Consider the following 22,704-nt stretch of genomic DNA (forward strand, 5'->3'; position numbering starts at 1 on the left):
CATAGAGTGAACTCTGCTTAACATTTCGCCCACAACCATTTTAGAGAATCCGTAATTACTAGCAAACCGTCTATGGAGGGGAAAATTCGCCTGGTTACTCTTCGATCGAATTCCCCCGCATCACGTTTAATTTCCCGACAATTTTCTCACCCCTAATTTTCTCCTTATTCCTTAGCAATTTAGATCGGCCAGCCAAAAAATCCTTTGACTTCCCATTTTTATTTGATACAATTAGAGTCATAATTTTGACACTAATTGTATCAAACATACTTCTAATTCTTGAAAATGGAAAGGCATATCGTGCATATGGATTTGGATACCTTCTTTGTATCCGTGGAGCGGCTGAAAAACGATGCCCTGAAAGGCAAACCTGTCATCATCGGAGGCAGCTCCGACAGGGGAGTTGTGTCATCGTGCAGCTATGAAGCCCGCACATTTGGGGTGCACTCGGCCATGCCGATACGCCTGGCCAGAAGGCTTTGTCCGAATGCCCATTTTATAAAGGGGGATTATGACGGATACACCTACTATTCGCGTTTGGTAACTTCCGTAATCCAGGAGCAGGTGCCACTGGTGGAGAAGGCGTCGATTGATGAGTTTTATCTCGACCTCACGGGCATGGACCGTTTTTTTGGATGTGACAGGTTTACGGCTGAGCTAAAAACGGCCATCTACAAAGAGTCGGGGCTGCCCATCTCTTATGCCCTTGCGGTAAACAAGCTGGTATCCAAAGTAGCCACCCATGATGCCAAGCCCAACGGCAGGATGACTGTCCCCTTCGGAACGGAAAAACCTTACCTAGCACCCTTGCCGATACGCAGGATGCCGGGGGTGGGAGAGAAAGTCTCGGTACTGCTGGAACGCATGGGGGTGGAGAATATCAGGCTGCTTTCGGAGATACCCGTCCGCATGATGCAGAATCTGCTGGGCAAATCAGGTATTGACCTGTCCAGAAAGGCCAACGGAATCGATGAGTCCCCGGTGATTCCCTACTCCGAACAAAAGAGTATAGGAACTGAGACCACCTTCGAATCCGACACCATCGATATGCGTTTCCTGCATGCCCAGCTGGTACGCATGACGGAGAAGGTAGCTTTTGAAATGCGGCAGAAGCAGAAACTCTGCGGATGCATCACCGTGAAGCTGCGCTACTCGAATTTCGATACGGTTAGCCGTCAGAGTATAGTCTCCTACACCAGTTCGGATGAGCTGTTGCTGCAACGGGCCAAGGAGCTCTTTGCCAAGCTATACGACAGGCGGATGTTGGTGCGGCTCCTAGGCGTGAAGCTAAGCCACCTGGTTCACGGCAACCAGCAGATTGACCTGTTTGACAATACGGAGGAAGAAGTAAAGCTGTACCAGGCTATAGACTGGATCAAGAACCGCTATGGTTCGGACGGCATCGCCAGGGCAATCACCTTAAAAAACGTTTGACATGTTTCTGAACTGCAAAACCTGGTTTAGCTACAGGTACGGAACCTTCTCTATCCGTGAACTTGTGGACACCGCTGCGGAAATGGGCTTGTCATCCCTTGCGCTTACCAATATCAACAGCACGGCGGATTTATGGGATTTTGTGGATTTCTGCCGGGAGAAAGGGATCAAACCGATCGCCGGGGCGGAGATTAGAAACGGAGACGAATTCTTTTACCTGCTGCTGGCAAAGAACGACAGGGGACTGCTTGAAATCAACCGGTTCCTTTCCAATCACCTGCGGGAAGATCTGGCCTTTCCCGAACGGCCAGATTGCCTTCCGGATGTTTTTATAGTGTATCCAGTTGGGAAAGTTGCTCCGGAAGCACTGGCCGAAAATGAATTCATCGGGTTGACGGTGGGTGATTTGAAGCGTCTTAAGGAGCAGGAAGTGAAAGATTTTTCCACAAAATGGCTCATCCGTCACCCGGTGACCTTCCAGAACACCACCTATTTCAACGTGCACCGGCTGCTGCGGGCAATCGGGAAGAACACGCTGATCAGCAAGTTGGGCGAAAATGATTTTGCCTCGCCCGGGGAGATGTTTTTGCCGGAAGCGGAATTGATGGCCGCTTTCCGCCATTTCCCGGGAATCATCACCAACACACTCCGACTAATAGATCAATGCGGCATACAGATGGAGCTGTATTCCGACAAAAACAAAAAACATTTTTCAGCCTCCAAGGAGGATGACCGGATACTGCTGGAAAAGCTGGCTTTTGACGGATTGGAATACCGGTACGGCAGCAACGCAACCGCCAGGCAGCGTGTAGTCCGGGAACTGAAAATCATCAATGAACTCAATTTCAACGCCTACTTTCTTATTGTATGGGATGTGATCCGGTATGCACAGAACCGGGGTTTTTACTATGTGGGGCGGGGAAGCGGCGCCAATTCGATCGTAGCCTATTGCCTGAAGATCACGGATGTGGACCCCATCAAACTGGACTTGTATTTCGAGCGGTTTTTGAATCCCCACCGGACATCCCCGCCCGACTTTGACATAGACTTTTCGTGGAAGGACCGGGATGAGGTTATTGACTATATCTTCAAACGCTATGGCAGGGACCATGTGTCCCTTTTGGGCATGTACAGCACCTTCCAGCGAAGGGCGGTTATCAGGGAACTTGGAAAGGTATTTGGCTTGCCCAAAGAGGAGATCGACAAGCTGGTACGGGGCAAAGACCAGACGATGAATGAGGATAAAATCCAGCGGACCATCCTCAAATATGGCCAGCTCTTGGAAAACTTTCCCAACCACCACAACATCCATCCGGGTGGGATGCTGATTTCCGAAAAGCCGATCTACCAGTACACCGTCAATGAAATGCCGCCCAAGGGATTTTGTACCGCCCAGATCGATATGTTCCTTGCGGAAAAGATCGGTCTGTTCAAGCTGGATATTTTAAGCCAACGTGGGTTGGGACATATCAAGGAAGCGGTTCGGCTGGTAAAACGGAACAGGGGTATTGATGTCGATATTCACCGGGTGGATGAATTTATGGCCGACCCCAAGGTGGCCGCCCAGATCAGAAGAGCGGACACTATCGGTTGCTTTTACATTGAAAGCCCCGCCATGAGGCAGCTCCTGTCCAAGCTGAAGTGTGACGATTACCTAACGCTGGTAGCAGCTAGTTCCATCATCCGTCCCGGCGTCTCCCAATCGGGGATGATGAAACAGTATATCGAACGCTTTCATGATCCCGAAAAAATAGTCTACCTGCACCCTAAGATGAAGGAACTCCTGGAGGAAACCTACGGCGTGATGGTGTATCAGGAAGATGTGATCAAGGTCGCCCACCATTTTGCGGGGATGGATATGGGGGAGGCCGACATACTCCGGCGAGCCATGTCCGGAAAATACCGGGGGCATGACAAGTTCAACGAGATAAAGGAAAAGTTCTTCGCAAACTGCAAAGAACTTGGGCATGAGGACACAGTTTCGGCGGAAGTCTGGAGACAGATTGAATCCTTTTGGGGGGTATTCCTTCTCCAAAGCCCATTCCGCTTCCTTTGCGGTGGAAAGCTACCAGAGTCTGTACCTAAAGACCTATTTTCCCATGGAGTTTATGGTGGCGGTCATCAACAATTTCGGGGGCTTTTACGGTACTGAGTTTTACTTCCATGAGCTTAAACGTGCCGGTGCAACCGTATATCCGCCCTGCGTGAACCGCAGTGATTACCTGACGAATATTTCCGGGGATGTGGTATTTGTGGGACTGATCCACATTGAGCAGTTGGAGAAAGCGCTCTGTGAGCGGATCCTGACGGAGCGGGAAAGGTCCGGTCCGTTTCTGGGGCTTCACGATTTTATAGAGCGAACCTATGCGGGTCCCGAAATGCTGAATATCCTGATAAGTGTCGGAGCCTTTGGGTTTACGGGATTGGGCAAAAAGAAACTGCTTTGGCAGGCTAACTTCCTGCAAAAAAGACAGACGGGGATAACTCCGGAATCACCCGCCCTGTTTAAGGAACCTACCATTGAATTTACCCTTCCTGACTTTCCGGATTATCCCCTGGAAGATGCCATCGACGAGATCAACCTGCTGGGATTTGCCCTTACGGATATGTTTCGTCTCTGCGCCGATGACGGAAGGAATACGGTAAACGCAAGCGAGATTGGCGGTTTACTTGGCAAGACCGTGGAAATCCTGGGCAGGTTGGTGACCACCAAGGATGTCCGGACGGTAAACAGGGAATATATGGCGTTTGGTACATTTCTGGATTCCCGGGGAGACTGGCTGGATACCGTGCATTTTCCAAATACGCTTAGGCGGTTTCCCTTTCAGGGCAAAGGGTTTTACAGGTTGAAAGGAAGGGTGGTACAGGAATTTGGGGTTTTTGCTTTGGAAGTTGCCTCTATGAAAAAAGTTGGGTTTAAGGATAAGAAGGCGGGGTTGTAGGTGGGTGAAATAGGTTTGATAGGTCGTGCGGGAAAATGGTTTATGGGCCTTTTGGAATATTAATTTTTGTTGGTACGCACCAACTACCAACATAAATATCACCCAACCACTTGTAAGGATTGATGAAATCCTTAATTTGCCTGAAAAACCTATAGGTAAGGACTAAATAGACGCCGAAGTGTATTATTTGAGTTCGTTGAATAGTTGTATAACGCAATAATTTCATTGGTTTATTCGTCACGTCCAAATCATTAAATATTTAAAATCAAAGATGTACAAAGTTACCATATTGCTTTTTTTTGTCTTGGCAAGTTGCTTCGGTCAAAAACCTGACATGAATCAGATAAAAAATGAATATTTAAATGGAAACTTCGATGAAGTGATAAAAATGTGTTCAAATCAAATAAAAAATTTTGATTCGGGTGATTCATTATTTATGCCTTTAATACAGTACAGAGTTGGGAGTTATATGGGTTTATCAAATTTTAAATCAGCAATTGAAGATTACAAAAAGTTGATTAGTATTGATGGAAATGAGGTTTCATATTATAATGGTATTTCATATGCCTATTGGGCGATCGGAGATACTATCAACGGCCTGGCTTCATTAGAGGAAGCTCATCGCATTAATCCACAAGACCAATTAACATTAAGTAACTTATCGTACGATTTCTCACAGGCAGGAAAATATGATAAAAGTATAACTTACGCAACACAAGGCCTGGCTCAAAATCCAGAGGATAAATTGAAAGGCATGCTACTGAATAACAGAGGTTTTAGCCTTTTTGCATTAAAAAAATATGAAGAGGCCTTAAAAGATATTAACGAATCCATTGAGGTATTTCCAGACAATTCATATGCCTATTACAATAGAGCATTGATTAGCATAGAATTAAAAGACAATGAAAATATATGTTCAGATTTAAATATGGCAAAGCAATTAGGTGGAGTAAATATGACGGAAAATCTGATAGACAGATATTGCAAATAGTTAATTGTATTTGCTATTTGCGAGCTCCGTCTGAACCCATTTGGGCCAGATAAAGGCTATTAACTTTATCTGTCACATGTATTTCTAAAGTTTTATGATAATTGGAACCAGAAAAACAGTAGCATTTGAACTTCGAAGTATTGAAGGAGGTCTCCAAAATCTCAATTTTCACCTTGGTAACAAGCTGATATCGGATGAACCAATTTATTGCCCAACTTACATCGCTTCTGTCGATCAATTTATAGCTCGTTTAAAAATAGGATATTATAAGAATGAAAACCTTAAAAGTTTATCCCCTTATGTAATTATAAAAAATTTAGAAGCTGAGAGAAATTCCGATGAACCCCTATTTTTCAGACATCTATTAAAACTTGATGAGTCCATTGACCAATATTTGATTTATGTCTTCGAGCGCAGCATGTTAGTAGAAATCTTCTGGTATTGTTGGGATGAACAGAGATTCAACTCGGAGCATGAACTGAATGAGGTCTACTCTATTACGATTCCAACCTCGCAGCTGATTTCAATCTTGGTTATACTTACTTCCGAATTAAAAAAAACCTCTAACTAGCGAAATCCATAAGCAAATCCCATATTGTTGGTCGGAATAATTTCTGGATTTAGAAAGTTCGCTAGGATCAATTAAGTTTGCTGCACTTCATACAATAATCACTTTAGGTAAAAGTATATGAATTTTTTGCGAGGCTGGATAGGAGAGAAAAAAACCAGTTTTTATTTGTGGTTGTTTCTACGTAAAAAATCGTATTATAAAGTCCATAATATCATCTTGCCGTCGGAGAATGGAACAACCCAAATTGACCACCTTATTATTTCAATCTATGGAATATTCATTGTTGAAACGAAAAATAAAAGGGGTTGGATTTTTGGATCCAAGGAGCAGTCTAGCTGGACACAATCCATTTATGGCAGAAATTATTCGTTTCAAAACCCACTTAGACAAACTTTCAGGCAAAAGAAGATTTTATCAGCTTTTCTTAGTGTGCCTGAATCCAAAATTCACACGGTTGTTAATTTTTCCGGAAACTGCAGTTTCAAAACCCCCATGCCTGATAACGTGATGAATTCCGGTTTAGGCAGGTATATAAAACGGTTTCGAAATCAGATCTTCCCACTTGATGAGGTCAATCAGATTATTTCAGCGGTGAGAAAGCATTTACAAGAATCTTCTCTTTCAAGCAAAGATCATTTAAGGTCTCTCAGAAAAAGACATTCATCAAATACCATTTGTCCGAAGTGTGGATCTAACCTTCTTGAAAGAACAGCAAAACAGGGACCATATGCCGGAAGGAAGCTTTTAGGATGTGAAAAATTTCCCAAATGTCGATTTACAAAAAATGGATAACTGTAAATGACGACAGTTCGATAATTATTATCCCTTCCTTTCCCTAACTGCTTCAACCTCACCTCCCTGAAATCGTATTCAGCAATTCAACTTTATTCTTGCTATTTGTTTTTTTGAAGATGTTCTGGATATGTTTGTTGACTGTCCGTTGGGAGATAAACAACTTCTCACCAATTTCCTTGTTATTCTTACCATCCCTTACCAGTTCGCATATTTCGATTTCTCTATTTGTCAGGTTATGTTGAATGCAATGGAAAGCAAAGATTTCGTCCGGTGTCTTGGTTTGTATCAAATCTAGTGTTTCAAATTCTTTTCTGCTTTCGCCTATCATGTTTCGGATAAACAGGACGGTTATTATGATAAAGCCACCGTTAGTTAGCAAAACCTCCGTCAATTGATCTACTTGAAAATAAGCCATGGGTGGCATAAATGTCCATGGGCAGACCGCCAAATAGGACAAGACGGCATCCAATGAAGTTTTTTCGTTTTTGTATCGGTTTCGGATACCGCGCAGGATGAGGTACATCAAATAAAAGGCATATAACATAGGAATAACCAGGCCGACATAAATGACCGTCATTAAAGGGATTCCCAACGGGTATAGGATGCAGAAGAAAATGACAAACGGTAGAATTAAAAATAACAGGACGCCATATTTAGCGTGAAACTTTATATTGGTAATATCAAAAGCCTGGTAGAAATAGTAGGGAAAATAGGCACCCATGCAGAATCCCGTACCATAGGCTAGAATGAATTGTAGATGTATAGAAATGGGTAGGTTGTCATCCGGGAATAAACCACCTGCGATATTGTAGATAATCAACAGAAAGAGAAGGATCAGATAATATTTCCGTTGCTTTTCCGCGGGTTTCTGTAGGTAGAAAACCAGCTGATGGGAAAACAACAGACCTTCCAAAACGATAAATATAAAGGTTACAATATGTATCTCCGTTCCAAATACAGTCATAATGGTCAGGCAGTTTTGAGGAAATAAAACGGAAACCCAAATCGGTCAGAAACGGTATAAATTTCCAAGCCGTGTTTTTGGTACCAAGGAAGATTGGATTCGGTGGAAGTCTCCAGATAGACGGGACGGTTGAGGCGTTCGGAATAGTCAAGTACATGCTTCAGCATCTTAGAGCCTGACCCGTTGCCTTGCCTTTCGGGACTCACACCCACAAACCACAAGTAGGTGAACGGCTCGTTTGGGTAATGCTTTTTAATAAAAGATTCCCTACCCAATGCTTTGGGGATATTTCCGATTCCTATTGTTTTCAGAATTAGCTTTATATCTAGATACGTGCTTTTTAGCGTGAACTTTTTCCTGTCCTGAAACTGTATCATCGCACAGGCATAGCCATCGTCGGAAATAAAAACCTCTCCGGTATCCATGCAGCTGTCGAAGGAATACTCCATCAGGTAGCGGATTTTTTTCTCTTTTTCACCCGCTATGTAATTGACACTTTTGTTTTTTCGGAATGATTTAAGCAGAATGTCTACTATCTTGCTCCTGTCCTTTTGGGTTGCTTTTCTCATAGATTGTAGGTTTAAAAAATCCGAGTTGCGAGGATTTTTCCTTTCCACTCCCCCTTCAAAAGCTGGGTTTCAGGCTTGGGAAAGGGAGGGGCAAGTTCGTGTTTGGCTGACAAAAACCGTCAGGTTTCTGTCGGACAAACACACAACTTGCAGGGACCGCGCACAGCGGATTTGTGGTTATCCAAACCGGTATTTTCCGGTCTGACTATTGAATTTATAGAACTGTTTTTGAATTGTAAATTAGTTAAATAATGCTATTTTCGAGACTAAATTATGTTTATATCTAAATAAAAACAAATATATGTATGAAAATATTTACATATTTGAATAAAAAACTATCTGTATAGTTTCAGATATGTATAGTCCTATATGCCGATATTTGTATAGGTTAGTAAAGATTTAACCGCATATTCAGCCCTATTTTTTAATGGATATTTGGTTTCAGGTTAAGCGGAATATACGGATATCTGATTTGCCTGGTGTGGGGATACAAGTATATTTGGTTTCACAGTTACCCCTATACATTGACATGTCAATATATAGTTAAAGGGATATACGGTTTTAGGTTTTGCCGCATATAGGGTCCAAAATCTATTCGGATATGTGGGTATCGGAATATAGACAATTACGTTAATTCGTTTAGATAAATCCACGTTAAGCCACATATACGGATTTTCGGTTTATCTGATATAGATTTATCCAGCTTTGGGATATCTGTGTCCGCCTCCGGTGGAAACCCGCTATGCGTATTTGGCCGTAAACACGTTGGGATTTCAGCCCTTCCGTTTTTGACCATTTTACCTCTTCAAGCCAATCCTGCCAGAATTCATCCAAGCTTCGTTCAGATCCTTGTAAGGATTTGTGATTTCGCTTTTGTCGACGCAGTTGGGAAGAATGGACTTTAGTTCCCGGCCAGTTTCCATACCCGCTTTATCCCGATCCAAAAAAAGGTCGACCTGTCGGTATTTTTTGATTTCCGGTAATGCCGCCTGTAGGTTGGCAAGAGAGTTGAGTACGATAAAATCCTTGCGGGTATGGTCTCCCTTCCGCATTTCTTCATAACTCAGTAAATCAAATATTCCCTCAAAAAGACAAAGATCCGCCGCATTATCCCGGTAGATAGAAAATCCCTGAGCTGTGCAGCCTTTCCAATATTTGTTTCGGATTGCCCATCCGTTTTCATGCGGGTTGCCCAAACCGAAATACCGCTTTTCACCGATGGCATAATATATCTCCCTGCAATAGGGATCAGCCGTCGCCAATGAAATGCATCTACTGTTTAAATAGTCCGTAATGGCCTGGTTGTTTCCCAGCGGCTTAGTTTTGATAACTTTAATTCCTGAGGATTTATTTTGGTTTGAATCGGGTTGGGGTATATCCGGCTGGTGAAGAAAAAAGGAAGATCCGCATACGGTAGATATTTCCCTGATCGCATCCGAAATTGCATATTGCGGATTCATCTTTAACACCAGATCAATAAGGGTTCCCCCGTTGTTCCCGTCCCCAAAATCCACCCATAGATTTTTGACGGGATCTACTTTAAAGGAAGGGGTTTTTTCCTCCCGATATGGGGACAGGTAAAAGCAATAACCCGCTTTCACTTTGCTGGGTCTAATACCCAGCCGGTCCAAATAGGTTACGATGGATATTCTGTTGGCTTCCTTGGCGTTCATGGTTTATATCTTTTATTTTTCACAAAAAGTGCCTACTACACCTACTACCTTACTACATTTAGCCTTTTATTATTTAATATTCAATTAGTTATGTATTTTAGTTTTAAAAGGACATCTTACTACAAATTCTCCTTTTGTAGTAGGGTGTAGTAACTTCTTTTATTTTATCTTACTACAGTTTAATAAGCTGATTTTCATTGATTTAAAGCCTGATTGTAGTAAGTAGTAGGTTGATTTCGTTTAATATAGTATCCCTTTTCAGGGAAGGTTTGATGCTCTGATCGTCGCTTTTGGCACTGGATATGGCCCAGCAGTTTGAGGGCTTTCCCAATTTCAACCGGGCTGATTTTAAGGTTGCCGGAAAGATTGAGTACCAGGTGGTGGCAGATTTCCGTCGCCGTCATAAACTGGTCGTGATCATCCTTGGTACCGGGGGAAAAGAACTTCTGAACCAGTTCCACTTCCGGGGAAATTGTTTTGTACTCGTTGTTCTGAATTTCATTTTCCACGATCTCCTCGGCCGTCATCTCATATTCAAAGTCTGAATTATAGAGATGAAAGGCCTGGGCCCAAATCCGGTCGATATCGATGCCGTTTTTGTAGTCCCAGTTGATTTCCCGTACCGTAAAGCAGAGCCAGCGCACACTCCCGGTTACATCGGTCAGGAACTCCGCCTTGTTGGTGGACCCCCAGATAGAAGCCCTTCTGGGCTCCATCTTGGGTTTTCTGTCATAGGGATGCCTGACCTTGACCTGGGATTTGCTCATCAGGGTTTTCTGGGCGTTGATCTCCGTTCTGGAAAGGGTGGACAGTTCGTCCTGGATAATCCCGAAATTCTGGCTTAGGGCGATAAGGCTGTCCTTATCCACGGAGATGTTTTCGGCATGGTAAGGCTTTAACCTTTCCGGGATCAGGAAGCGGGTCAGTGTAGTCTTGCCGCTGTTCTGCTGCTCCTGCACGAAGATCAGGGCCTGCTTGTTGAAGAAGTCATCCCTCAGGCAGCAGGCCACGCAGCGGACCAGCCATTTTTTGAACTGCAGCTCAAAACGTTCCTGACCATGCACCCGGATATATCCGGTGAATTTTTGGATGTAATCCCCATGTAGAGACTCATCCCATTTTCCCCGGACAAAGTTGAAGTAATCCAGAAATGGATTTGTTTTTGGAATAAAATCCGAGCAGAGAAAGGTATTGATCTCCGCCACGGATGTCCGATATCCGGCCTGCCTGCATTCAATGTAAAGTGTATTGGGATTTACCGGACTATATCTGTTTTCTTTTTTTTCACTCGCAAAGACTTCATTTAGTACCAGGTTGTTTCTAAAGTCATATTTGGTCATGAGGTACTTTATCATCCGTATGGTGGGGCTGGAAGACTTCTCATCGATTTTCCGTAATTGGCTTTCCTCGTCCATATTTCTGTATGTTTTGATTGATTAATAGATACAGAAATGGTATATTTGTCTCACTTAAAGAGGGATACCATTTCCTAAAAGACAATTGAAGGCGGATCGGGCATGATCCGCCTTTATTTATTTCCGACAGTTTTTCTGGTGACCAGCATTGAGTATATCCGATTTTTTAAAATACACCCTGGTGTTGATTATCCGTTCTTTCAGGAAACCTTCCCTGCGCCAGTTGTTGATGGTGGTGCGGGAACGCCCTAGCAGTTTCATGGCTTCGGGTATCTGTATTAGTTCGTCTTCCGGAACCGGGGGCTGCAGCTCAGGGATTATTCTGGCTGCTACTTCTTCGGCAATCTCAAGTATAAGTTGCCTCTTGTCGATGGGGGAAAAGATCATGTCGTTCATATTCGTTTTTAGTTTGATTGATGGCCGAATATGCGCACAAATGAGCAGGGGTAGTTAGCTGGGGTAGTACCCCAACTTTTCGGAAGCCGCTATTAATGGCTGGAATGGGGGATTGTGGGGTGAAAAAAATTTGTGAACTAAATTTTTTGCTTAAGAATTAAGAGAGGTTGGAGGGAATGCTATTATAAAATTTTTGAATTGCGGAATAGTCGTTAAGGGAATTTATATCTTTCAGAATTGGGGGGAATATAAGTCATGGCATTACATCATCTAATAGTTATGTTTTTAAATAGACTAACCAGACAAATTTCTACAACAACAATCCTAGATTTATATAAAAAAGAAATATTGATAATCAGACAAATTGAAAATTTTGGCAATGGAAGTATTTTTTATTTGGCCCAGTAGTTCTGACACCATTGTCCACCAGATTTTAAGAAGCATACACACTTTCGGGCTGGAGTTACCTGCGATTTTATGCAGGTTGTCGGCAGTGACGGCCAGGCCGATGTAACCGTCAAAGTTCCTACGTGTCCTGTCAGGGCACCGGTCCAGTCCCTGTTTTTCCAGCTAATTGATGGACTGCACGGCTGGCATCGGTACTTTAATGATCTTTTTCCTAGAAATAACCCATACATGCTTTTTTTCTCATTTACCCTTCCGAAACATCCCCACTTTTTATAATCAGCGGAATCACCCCTGTAACTTCTGGTATAAGCGTGAAATCAAGAATTGCTTTGTGCACATCCTTGATTTCATTACCTCTAATTTGGACAAGATAGCCAAAGACAGTAGGTGGATCTATTACAACCTGCTTAGCGTTCGATAAGGATATGTATAGATTTTCCATCTTAACTTCGTTTCCTTCTATTAAAATCAATGCGTGAGCCATAGTTTAAAGTTTAAGGTTAACAATTAGATTTCCATCTTCTAAATTTGACAATTCTTCATCTTCCAAAGAAAGCTGAAATGTTTCACCAAATTGAATATTTGGTAATGATTTATCATTGAATGTTGCACTTTCAATTTTAATATCATCAAAAGATTTAACCATATAAGGCAATAGTGATTTATCCAGCATTAAATCCACTGTGCCGTTTTGTTTTAAAAGATGCCACTGATTTGGAAAATCATGCTTAATTGAAAATATAACATGTAACCCTTCTTTTCCTATTCCTTGTTTAATTAGATTTAATTGGTCTTTAATAGCCCCATTCACTGCTTCTTTAAATGCTTCAGTTCCTCCGTCCCTTGAAGTATATTTAATATGTACAATTACATCAGAAATTGTATTGTAATCAAACTGCTTAACTTTAGTTGGTAGCTCTAAATTCCATTTACTTATCGCACCAGCATATTCAAAAGGTAAATAGCGTTCATCCCTGAAATTAAGTTCAAAAACACCACTATCATTTTGCGCATTGCTTGTAGTTATTGATTGCATATTTTTAAAAGCCGTGGATATAAAACGTTCATCATTGTTAAAAGCTTCTATATAGCCAGTATTATCGGTACTATTGAGATTATCATTTTTTCTATACCTATTATTAATTAAAGACAACTTAGCACTTACTGAAGTATGTGGTCCTGCTACACAAGGGATGCTAATGCTTACTGATTTAATCCTCCTGAAATATTGTCCTGGAAAGTCCATATCAAATAAAACCTCAGGTATCTCAAAAATGCAATTGCCTTCTTTACGAAACTCTATCAAGGCGAATGGATTCAGCCGGGAAAGTGAGATGTGTTTAGTAATTTCGTAATCCCTACTGTTATTTTCAATATGATACTTTTCAAGTTGACGAAGAGCAAGTTGTAATTTCTCTCCGGCAACTAATCCTTGTTTTGAACTTTCCCAATATCCATAATTAATAAATGACTCAGTCGTTAAGCCAAATTCATTTTGACAAGCCTCCTCGGCCTTCTTGGCCATGTCAAATGCAAGATTATACGCTTGCTTATAAACAGAATAAATTTGTTCTTTCATCCATTGGTATAACTCCTGGTTTGTGAATTTATCCTTAAGAAATTGTTCCATTTCTGCGGTATGTTCAATCTGTTTCTTATGATTTTCTAGTTCTATTTGCGCTAATTGAATGCGTATATCTGCAGTGGTAATCTGCTTGTCCAATTGTACAATCTCTCGAATAGCCATATTACCTTGAAATGTCCAATCCTGTGTTCGTCGGAAATACGAAGCTATTTTTGCAGCTTCAGATGCTTCATAAGTTCTTATACCAGCCATAAGACTGCATACCCTTCCTGCTGCACTTAATGCAGCACCAAGTTCACGACCACCAAAGCTCACTCCAACTCCTACCCCAAGTGGCTTTCCGTCAACGTACGCATTAGGTATTATATTTGCAATTGCAGATAATGCCTCACTACTCTGCGCGCCAATTTGCCAAAATTGGGCATCCTCAAGTTTATCTAATTCAAATCTTTCTTTAGAAATTAATTTTACAGCACCCTCTCCAATATTTGCAAGATCCATAGTGGTTGTTAATTTACCAACATTAATATCAGAAGGTAATTGACTCTTGTCATTCAAACTGGCTTTTAATGTCGGAGTTGGCGGAATAGTTATATCATCTATTCCCAGAAGTCCTACATAATGTTTAAGCCTTCTAACTGCTGTTTCTCGACTCTTTATAAATCCTTCTTTGTTGGCTTTTGCTTCCAAGACACCACGTTCTCGTATAGCCGATATCATTTCAAGCATCTGATTCTCATGAGAAGAACGTAAAAGATTCAGTTCTTCACCATCTTTCTTTTCCAATGCTGATAAGAAAGCTCCTCCCAAAGACTTCACATCATTACAAAACTCATTTGCTTTTTGAAGCAAATAACTGAATCTATAAAGGGGTGTAGATACGGATAATCCGGTAAATATTTCTGTCAGACTCAATCCGCGTGATTTTGCCTGGACTATCATAGCTGGGTCTATTATAGGTGCGAATAATGATAAGGAACGCTTCACCCCCTCTATGTTTTGGCAATTTCTTATCTTAAAAAGGCGGTCGGCCACAGTGTTCCAAATATCCAATAACTTCAAGTTAGAAGGAATGCAAAAGTAAAGAGATGAACCACCGCTTAATAGGCTTGAAATTTCTGCTGAAGAGTGACTCACCGTAGGTTCGCTGCTGTATGGGAAAATGTTTTCTAGCACTACTCTAGCATTTGAAAAATCATCCCATTTTCCAAGTAAACTATTATACGATTCTGCTTTAATTGTACCTCTTTTGGGGATAAATTCTGAACGCGGTCCAAGGATGTGGTTAGCAAGTACATAAAGCTGCAGAGCTTCATTTACACTTTCCATGGTATCCTTACGGAATAGTGAATCTCCCCAAGACAATAAATTCTCAACATACTTAACCACCACATTTTGCATATAAGCAATAGGACGGTTTGCTGCTACACGGTGAGGGTCAAATGGATGATTACGCCATTCACCTATCACCGCATTAGTTCTGGCCTGATTGCTATTTGGACTCAATTCTTTAAACCAGTCTTCAATATTTTGAGATTCGGTAGATTTAAATGGAAGTATCTTCCAATATCGGGAAGTTTCAAATTTGTCCAAATCAGATGCAGGTTCTGATGTTGTGGGATCATAAATATGATGGAACCATTTCATAGCCTCTTCATAGCGTCCGTTTTTACTAAGACGAGTGGCTATATACAAGGGCACATGAAAAAATAACTCCCAATTATATAAACTATTAGCTCCAAAAGTATCAAAACATACATTTTCTTTATAATAAGTTCTTCCTTCCTCTTTTGCTTCTTTTACACCTCCAAAATTAAAATTTGGATCATAATCATTTATAAATTTTTCACCTTCATCTGATTTTAAAGATAGACCACTCTCAAGTAAAGCCTTAATTCCACCTTTATTAAGTCTTTCAACAAACTCTCCCGTAAAAGGGTGGTAAAACGTATGGAATTCGAATTCAAAAGCATTATGAATAACAACATCTCTAAATACTCCTCCAAATGATGCTCTCTGAAAGTTTTCATTTTCATTAAGTATATTTATCTCATCATAATCGTGATATACATTTTTAATAAATGCATACTGTTGTGAGTTTGATGTATTTGTTACAACTTCAACACTTACATTTTTATAAGGTTTAACAAAATATGAGAAATTTGAACTTGAATAAAAAAAAGGAACTTCTATTGAAACCTGGTTAACTTGGTCATTAGATGATAAAAGTTTATTATTATTATCTTTTTTCAAAAATGTAGTATTATTAAAGATAAGTTTTCCATTAAGTAACTTTTTATTAAAGTTATAATCGTAAAGCTCTTCGATTTTAATAAATTCACCATAACTATAACTGATTATACTATTAATTTCTAAGATACTAAAAACTACACCCATATTATTTTCTAAATTAAGTAAATAAATATGTAATGCCCGTTGACCTGTAAAAATCCAAATAGAGTAATCCTTTTCATATCTAGAAAACTCTTGATCAAATAAGGCAGGACCATCTTTTATTTGCTTTGGTGTCCATTTTCCATCTGTATACTCGCTCCAGGCAAGTTTTATTTCCAAAGCTTCATTTGGCCTTACTGAGTTAATAGTTTCGCCAGCCCTATCTTCAAACGATTCATTATCTTCCATCTCTGTGGCCTTAGAAATTTTTGAAAATTCGGGCCAAAATAAAAATATCCTGTTTTTCCAAATTACAGGCGCCAGCTGTACTCCGCCATTGTCTTTATTCGAATTAGCTTCGATGCTGCGGATATCCACAGGTACCTTCTCCCAGGCTGTCCATTTGCCAAATTCATCCCATTTTCTGTAGAAAAATTTATAAGGGGCTGAGTTTGTTCGTGCAAAAACATGCAGGTATTTCAGTTTTCCATTGTCATATTGCTCCCTATGCATTCCACACACATCAAGATTGGATATTTCATCCAGTGAATTAACATATCCTCGCATCGCCTGTTCCGCAGTTTTATTTGAAATATCATTTTGCGTAAGATAAGATTCCAATTCCTTAAATAATTCACTTCGATCATTACGCCATTCTGGTTCTAGGTAATTTTCGGCCTGTACGAATGTTTTACGGTTAGCCTCCCAGACACGGTAGTTCTTTTTCCATTCCCAATGGTCTTTGTCTATCGCATCAGGAGAAAGTTCAGGTTCTTCAAGGTTAAGCAATATGCGATTAACGAACATTTGAATGGATGAATTAGCCTGAACTATACGGGATGTTTCCATACAAGATTTCATTTGAACATCTATAAGGAAATATTCAAATAAACCATCTTCATTAGTAGCTCCCCATGATCTTATCTCTTGTAAAGTCAATAGATGTTGGGATAGAGCCATTTGCTGATTTTCTCTTAACTTATTATTAATTTTTGCCGCAATAGAAAGCCATTCTGTATCTTCATATTTTGCTTTTACAGCATTTCTGATTATTTTGGCTGAATTAAATAGTTTATCGAAATCAGTTTCAGGTTTTCCCCAAGTAGTAATTGTTTTAGCAGTAAGTCCGGTTTTTGAAATGATATTCATCACTTCTTCAATCTTATTCAATGCCTTTTCATTTTTAAAATCATTAGTCTCCAACCCAAAAAACTCTTTAATTAGATATGTTAAATCTTCAATTCTCCAGGCTGTTGCCAAATGAATTGTTTCTATTAGTTTGGTGATGTCTATATCCGTTTCATGAGCGAGGGTAAATACATCAAGAAGAGTTGCCTGCTTTTGTGGTATTTTATTCCGTAAATTCACATAATCATTAACCCGAGTCCAGTGTTTTTGAGATATTTCACTAAAATCGATATTCTCAAAATCTTGAGGGTGATCTACTAAATGCTTGGTCTCACCATCACTTAATTTAAAGGCTTTAATAAATTCAGCTGCCCGATGATGGATAGTTACTAAGCGAGTAAAAGATTCTTCATCTATATCACGATATTCATCCAAAATTTCACTAATTATTAATGAAGTTTGTTTTTCATTTATACCTATTAATTCTGCTACATACTGAAATATATAACTATCGATAAGATCTCTGTTTAAATCTTTGTCCAAAGGCTCAATTGTTTCCTGTAACTTTTTCTTTGTATCAGAAATTACGTCTTGGGATAAGCCATTTTCCGAATCTGCCAGCTTTTTTCCATTAAAAATATAATTGATTGTGGGAATGGTAAAGCTTGACTTTTGAATGTCTGCGATAAGTTCACAGAATTCAAAGGTATTGGTAGGTGTTATAAATATATATTCATTATATCCAAAAATATTAATTACATCAATTAAATCAGATATGCTTAATTGAAGAGATTTTGCCAGGAGCACATGGCGATAGATAGCGCTCAAATTGAAAAGATTAATTCCTACAGAATCATCATATCCAAGAAGTCGCATAATAGACTGTGTTTCTTGCTCCTTAATTTTAAAAGCTGAAATAATTGAAGAAAGATGTTTAACAATAGCTTCATCTCCATTTTGCAAATATTCTCCAAAGGCATCTGATTTAAACACTTGGTTTATTTGAGGATTGGCTTTGTTTAAAAAAAGTTTTTTATAGAGAGATTTCTTCTTATTTATATCGAAATTCCCCCAAAATAGAGAAATCTCATTAATAGTTAGATTGGTTATATCTTGTAAACCTATTATAACTTCAATATTTTGAATAGTTTCTGGCTTTATTTCGGACATACTCAGTGCTTGAAGAAGGGTGTCTGTCTCATCTATAGTCCAGCCCAACTTCCTCCATAATCGGATGAACCTTTGCATTTTATTCCAAGTATCTTTATTTAGACCCGATACAACTTCATTTTTATATATACTTTTTATAGTACGTAATCTAGTTGTTTCCAAACTGCATTTTGAGTTAGGTTCAAATAATGTGATGATTTCTTGAATTTTATCCAGATTTTCTTTTGTCCAATTTTCTAAATCTGAAAAGGTTAAATTAAATCCCTCTTTATTATTAAAATCTTCAAGTATAGTTGCTATCCGACCCTTCTCACTCGAATTTAAAGACTCAGATTTGATTTTTTCTAATAACTGATAAATAGAGTTTGAAGTGAGATTTGAATTGGAAAAAATCTTTTCAATAACATTTAAAATATTTTGGGTCGGATTTACAAAATTTGTTCCAAGCAGTTCAATTAGCTCTTGATAAGAAATTCCTGATCGATCAATAAAAATTGGAACTGAACTTAATTTTGAATCAATCTGGTCTTCATTTTCAAACCCAAAAAATTGATAACTTTCTGTCTGATCTATACTGCCATCAAATTTATACCCAGTAATAACTTTAAACTCTTCTTCTGAGATATGAAGTGATTCTGCTGCTATGGCTTGAGAGACTTCATTTTCGCTATTCAAATTCACAGCTTTCATCACCTCATATCTGCTCATATAAAAGTGCCGGCTAAACTGCCTGATTACATCAAGTGGTTGATGGTATGGTAAAGAAAAAGGGAATTTAGCATCTTTTAGCTCTTTGTAGGCTAATAATTTAAAATTTTGAGGGGTGGCTCTTAGCTCTTCCGAAGGAGTATCACTTGTTGTATTATATCCTATGTAATTATTAAGGCTTTTATTGGCAGTGAAATATTCCATTATTTCATTGGCAAGATCTATATAAGGAATCAATGTATTTGAATTTTCGCAAGTCAGAGGGAGGTGAAGCAAATCCGGCCGTCTTTCTTTAAATACATCAATACATGATTTTGAATATGCTCTTGATTTGCTTCTTTCTAAAAATCGGAGTAAATCAACAAGATAAGCAGCAGGGCTAAATACTGAACGACAATGGTGGCATTCACAAATATCCGGACGACCAAAAAGTTTAGAATAATTTGGTATGTTTTTTTTTATAATTTCTATCGTTTCCTTCTGTTCATTTTTTGACAATACCCCCCTAGGCTTGTCATTATGGATAACATCTTTAAATTTTAAAATGAATAATTCGTTTCTTGAAGTAATATGCTGAGCTTTTTGTAGTATAGACGATGCCTTTGCAATACCACCTAATGAATCTGCATAATGCTTTAAAAATTGATTGGTCGGAAATTCTGAAATTTTGCTTGCAGAATTTAAGTTTTGTTTCATCAGGGAAGCCATGGCATCTGGATCAGGACTTACTTGGAATACCCGTTGTATGGTACATAATTCCTTAAATACTTCTTCTGAATTGTTGGTGTCAATTGAATTTATTTGGGATTTAAAATCATATATGCTTGATTTGGCAAAATCAAAATTGACATTTTCTTTTAAAAATTTAGATATGTAAGTTTTTATTTGAGATTTCCCAATTGGAATGAGACCTTTATCGACCATTCGCAAGATACGTTTTGTTGGGAAAGTGGCGTTTAATTGGTTAAATATATATTCTGAATAATCCATTTGTTTTTGCTCAATACTCTCTCCACTTACTCTATCTACTACCTCTGTTTTTTTAACTAACTCCAACCAATCACTTTTTTCAAGATCAAAAAGTTCGTCAATATGCTTGACCTTTCTTTCCATCTGCAATTCATTGATTAAGGCAGCATTATAACCTGTGAGGGTAGAAAGCTGATGGTTTAGGATAAGATTTTTTACTAACTGAGGTTTATTCTTAAATTCTGGTTGGGTGGGTAAAAATGATTCCCAAAAGTCTTCCGAATCAGAATTACTAAATCTAGAATATGCCAATAAATAAGCTAAGCGGTCAGATCTTTTTGGTAATGCACTATTTAAAATTTTATTTAAAAAATTATCTTCATCTTCTAATAATACTTTTGCTGATGTTTCTTTTAAATATTTGATAAATCGATCAATGATAATTTCTGGATACTGTTTAATGATATTTTCTTCGGTAGATAGATCAATAGCTTCTCTAATTCCAATATCAGTTTGATTAAATAAGACTTCCCAATCCAACCTTATATTCTGCCTACTTATTCCATAAAAAAATTCTGCACGTAATGACGGATCCCGACCTGCAGATATTTTTCTAGCTATTGAAGCCGTCTTTATTAAATTTTCTTCCAAATCGAGCTCCGAAGAAACTAAGGTTAACTGTTCAGGTGATTCTCCTAAACTGATGATATTTATCTTTTGATGGTTTTTAAGGTAATCATTTACCAATGAAACCACCTTTTCATACTCCGGACGTGCATCATTGGAGGTGATTATGATATCCACATTTCTAGCGAGACCTGAGTCCTTACATGCATTGGTGTGAACTACATTTGAATAACCCAATATATGATATTGCTTTTCTATCTCCCCAACTGCAAAAATGACCAGATTGGCAATCTTTTGCTTTCTATTAAGAAACTGCCAATCATAAAAATGAAAACGGTATTCACCGCAGTTATTGGAAAGTGTGGATGCAAGAAAACGGAACTCTCCTAATTTCTCTAATTCAGAATACTTGATAGATCGGAAAGTGGATATCGCTGTTAGGTCCATATCAAAAACTAACAACTGAATTTGTTTAACAGGTTTATCAAGATTAGAAATGACTTTGCCGGTAACAGTAAAAGATCGACTTGCTTCAAATAGCCCCCGCTCTTTTAAGGTGTTATAAATAGCTTTTAAGGAAAGTTCGTTTACTAAAATTACATTCCCGTTAGTTGGAAGTTTAAGGTTCTGTTGAAATTGTCGAACTTTCTTACTTGTATCGGGACCGGCATGTCGATTATAAATTTCCTTTTCATCTGAAAAAATTCCCATTGCATCTAAAGCTTGATGAAGAAGGGACACATTAAAAGATTTCTCATTAAAAGCAATGGGATCCCCCATGGTTTTTACACCTAGATTCTGACTTAAAATTTTATTTGAAATAGGATTATCAATTGGCTCTACAGGTTGTATTGGTTCTGGTTCCGGCTCAGGATCCGGTTCAACTCCCCCTATTTGGTTTACTTCCACTTCAGCTCCAGCTTCTCGAAGAATGTTCGCCAGACGATCCGCTTCATCCTTTTTATATCTTTCCCCACCTTCCCCAATTTTATCTACCAGCTCCTTAGCTTGTTTTAAACCAAGTCCAGTAGTTTCTTTTACCGCTTTGACAACAGCTAATTTGCCAGAACCATAATTAATTATTTTCACCTCATAGGTAGGGTTATTATTTCCCAAATCATCCCCACTCATTTCTATTACTTCTACCTGAGCTCCCAAATTCCTTAAAGGACCAGCTATCTGTTCTGCATGCGCCTTAGTCAAATTTTCTCGAACAACCCCTCCATTCCTCACAAGGTTACTTGCTGTACTTAACGCTTGTTCCCCAAGATGGCGAATAAGGAACTTCGTTATAAGTGATTGATTACTTTGTACAGGGGATATTTTGATGAAGTATTTCATTTCTGAAGTGGCTTAATTATTAAAATTAATATTTCTAAATTTTTTATTTCACATTTGCTATGCCTTAAAATATTTTTTACAAAATGCAGGAATATTAAATGACTTTTTTCTTATTTCCAATATTCTTCAAGCTTTCCAATGGCGGATGATGTAATACCACTTGGCATGACCTGTTCTCAACTTCAATTTACATCATTCTATGCTTCATGTTTAAATAATACTCAATGGTAGGCATAGGAGTCTTTTGAGCACTTTGTAAGTATGAATCAATTGATCCTAAATCCTTTACCTCATAATTCACCACAAATAATATCCTTAAATCACTATCTATTCGGGACCCATTTTTAGCCAAATTATCTATTAAAATTCCACCATTATCTATAAGCAAATTAACCTTTCGTCTATTTTCTATACCAAGAAGTTCAAAATATACTTCTCTTACGATTTTGATCTGTTCAGTGACTGGGGATACTTTTATTACGTATTTAATGACTTATTGGGGTTTAATTAATAGATGATTGATTCAATACAATTATAACTATATCATTACAGCTCTTTTTTTAAATCATTGTTACAAAAGGCGAAAGGCTTTATTCTGTTAAAAAACTTTTCAATTTAATCAAA

Annotated in this window: 13 protein-coding genes; 6 read left to right on the forward strand and 7 right to left on the reverse strand. The window is 38.8% G+C overall.

Features of this window, described 5'->3' with window-relative positions; genetic code table 11:
* Nucleotides 1–285: 285 nt before the first annotated feature.
* The 6 genes from dinB to FQ608_RS27965 all read left to right on the forward strand — a co-directional run bounded on the left by dinB (nucleotide 286) and on the right by FQ608_RS27965 (nucleotide 6,730).
* Complete coding sequence (gene dinB, locus FQ608_RS03250; protein WP_158856383.1) at nucleotides 286–1,434, forward strand: DNA polymerase IV; 1,149 nt, start codon at nucleotides 286–288, stop codon at nucleotides 1,432–1,434.
* Nucleotide 1,435: 1 nt separating this feature from the next.
* On the forward strand, nucleotides 1,436–3,586 hold the full coding sequence (locus tag FQ608_RS03255; RefSeq protein ID WP_234364041.1) for a PHP domain-containing protein: 2,151 nt from the start codon (nucleotides 1,436–1,438) through the stop codon (nucleotides 3,584–3,586).
* Nucleotides 3,534–4,376, forward strand: coding sequence for a helix-hairpin-helix domain-containing protein (locus FQ608_RS27375; RefSeq protein ID WP_234364042.1), 843 nt, complete (start codon nucleotides 3,534–3,536; stop codon nucleotides 4,374–4,376). Before FQ608_RS03255 ends, FQ608_RS27375 begins: the two co-directional genes overlap by 53 nt.
* Nucleotides 4,377–4,710: 334 nt before the next feature.
* Complete coding sequence (locus tag FQ608_RS03260; RefSeq protein ID WP_158856384.1) at nucleotides 4,711–5,367, forward strand: tetratricopeptide repeat protein; 657 nt, start codon at nucleotides 4,711–4,713, stop codon at nucleotides 5,365–5,367.
* A gap of 94 nt (nucleotides 5,368–5,461) precedes the next feature.
* Nucleotides 5,462–5,938 (forward strand): hypothetical protein, encoded by a 477-nt coding sequence (locus tag FQ608_RS03265; RefSeq protein WP_158856385.1) that lies wholly within the window; start codon nucleotides 5,462–5,464, stop codon nucleotides 5,936–5,938.
* A gap of 117 nt (nucleotides 5,939–6,055) precedes the next feature.
* The gene (locus FQ608_RS27965; RefSeq protein WP_158856707.1) at nucleotides 6,056–6,730 is read left to right on the forward strand and encodes a nuclease-related domain-containing protein; all 675 of its coding nucleotides are present in this window, start codon (nucleotides 6,056–6,058) and stop codon (nucleotides 6,728–6,730) included.
* Nucleotides 6,731–6,788: 58 nt separating this feature from the next.
* Here FQ608_RS27965 and FQ608_RS03275 read toward each other — a convergent pair whose 3' ends face one another.
* From FQ608_RS03275 to FQ608_RS03305, 7 genes are all read right to left on the reverse strand, one after another.
* Nucleotides 6,789–7,697: a response regulator transcription factor gene (locus tag FQ608_RS03275; RefSeq protein ID WP_158856386.1), complete on the reverse strand. Its 909-nt coding sequence runs from the start codon at nucleotides 7,695–7,697 to the stop codon at nucleotides 6,789–6,791.
* A 5-nt stretch (nucleotides 7,698–7,702) separates the two neighbouring features.
* Nucleotides 7,703–8,266, reverse strand: coding sequence for a GNAT family N-acetyltransferase (locus FQ608_RS03280; RefSeq protein ID WP_158856387.1), 564 nt, complete (start codon nucleotides 8,264–8,266; stop codon nucleotides 7,703–7,705).
* A gap of 797 nt (nucleotides 8,267–9,063) precedes the next feature.
* The gene (locus FQ608_RS03285) at nucleotides 9,064–9,939 is read right to left on the reverse strand and encodes a toprim domain-containing protein (protein ID WP_158856388.1); all 876 of its coding nucleotides are present in this window, start codon (nucleotides 9,937–9,939) and stop codon (nucleotides 9,064–9,066) included.
* 194 nt (nucleotides 9,940–10,133) lie between these two features.
* The gene (locus tag FQ608_RS03290) at nucleotides 10,134–11,354 is read right to left on the reverse strand and encodes a VapE domain-containing protein (protein ID WP_158856389.1); all 1,221 of its coding nucleotides are present in this window, start codon (nucleotides 11,352–11,354) and stop codon (nucleotides 10,134–10,136) included.
* Between the two features lie 117 nt (nucleotides 11,355–11,471).
* Entirely contained in the window at nucleotides 11,472–11,750 is a 279-nt protein-coding gene (locus FQ608_RS03295) for a helix-turn-helix domain-containing protein (RefSeq protein WP_158856390.1), read from the reverse strand.
* Nucleotides 11,751–12,402: 652 nt separating this feature from the next.
* Nucleotides 12,403–12,642, reverse strand: coding sequence for a hypothetical protein (locus FQ608_RS03300; protein ID WP_158856391.1), 240 nt, complete (start codon nucleotides 12,640–12,642; stop codon nucleotides 12,403–12,405).
* A gap of 3 nt (nucleotides 12,643–12,645) precedes the next feature.
* Nucleotides 12,646–22,080 carry a ribosomal protein L7/L12 gene (locus tag FQ608_RS03305; protein ID WP_158856392.1) on the reverse strand — a complete coding sequence of 3,145 codons (9,435 nt, stop codon included), beginning with the start codon at nucleotides 22,078–22,080 and terminating at the stop codon, nucleotides 12,646–12,648.
* Between the last annotated feature and the right edge of the window lie 624 nt (nucleotides 22,081–22,704).

The sequence above is a fragment of the Lunatibacter salilacus genome, assembly GCF_009797935.1.
GTDB classification, from domain to species: domain Bacteria; phylum Bacteroidota; class Bacteroidia; order Cytophagales; family Cyclobacteriaceae; genus Lunatibacter; species Lunatibacter salilacus.

Coding starts and splice junctions, on each gene's coding strand:
- dinB (WP_158856383.1), top strand. CDS start 286: ATGGAAAGGCATATCGTGCATATGGATTTGGATACCTTCTTTGTATCC.
- FQ608_RS03255 (WP_234364041.1), top strand. CDS start 1,436: ATGTTTCTGAACTGCAAAACCTGGTTTAGCTACAGGTACGGAACCTTC.
- FQ608_RS27375 (WP_234364042.1), top strand. CDS start 3,534: ATGGAGTTTATGGTGGCGGTCATCAACAATTTCGGGGGCTTTTACGGT.
- FQ608_RS03260 (WP_158856384.1), top strand. CDS start 4,711: ATGAATCAGATAAAAAATGAATATTTAAATGGAAACTTCGATGAAGTG.
- FQ608_RS03265 (WP_158856385.1), top strand. CDS start 5,462: ATGATAATTGGAACCAGAAAAACAGTAGCATTTGAACTTCGAAGTATT.
- FQ608_RS27965 (WP_158856707.1), top strand. CDS start 6,056: ATGAATTTTTTGCGAGGCTGGATAGGAGAGAAAAAAACCAGTTTTTAT.
- FQ608_RS03275 (WP_158856386.1), bottom strand. CDS start 7,697: ATGACTGTATTTGGAACGGAGATACATATTGTAACCTTTATATTTATC.
- FQ608_RS03280 (WP_158856387.1), bottom strand. CDS start 8,266: ATGAGAAAAGCAACCCAAAAGGACAGGAGCAAGATAGTAGACATTCTG.
- FQ608_RS03285 (WP_158856388.1), bottom strand. CDS start 9,939: ATGAACGCCAAGGAAGCCAACAGAATATCCATCGTAACCTATTTGGAC.
- FQ608_RS03290 (WP_158856389.1), bottom strand. CDS start 11,354: ATGGACGAGGAAAGCCAATTACGGAAAATCGATGAGAAGTCTTCCAGC.
- FQ608_RS03295 (WP_158856390.1), bottom strand. CDS start 11,750: ATGAACGACATGATCTTTTCCCCCATCGACAAGAGGCAACTTATACTT.
- FQ608_RS03300 (WP_158856391.1), bottom strand. CDS start 12,642: ATGGCTCACGCATTGATTTTAATAGAAGGAAACGAAGTTAAGATGGAA.
- FQ608_RS03305 (WP_158856392.1), bottom strand. CDS start 22,080: ATGAAATACTTCATCAAAATATCCCCTGTACAAAGTAATCAATCACTT.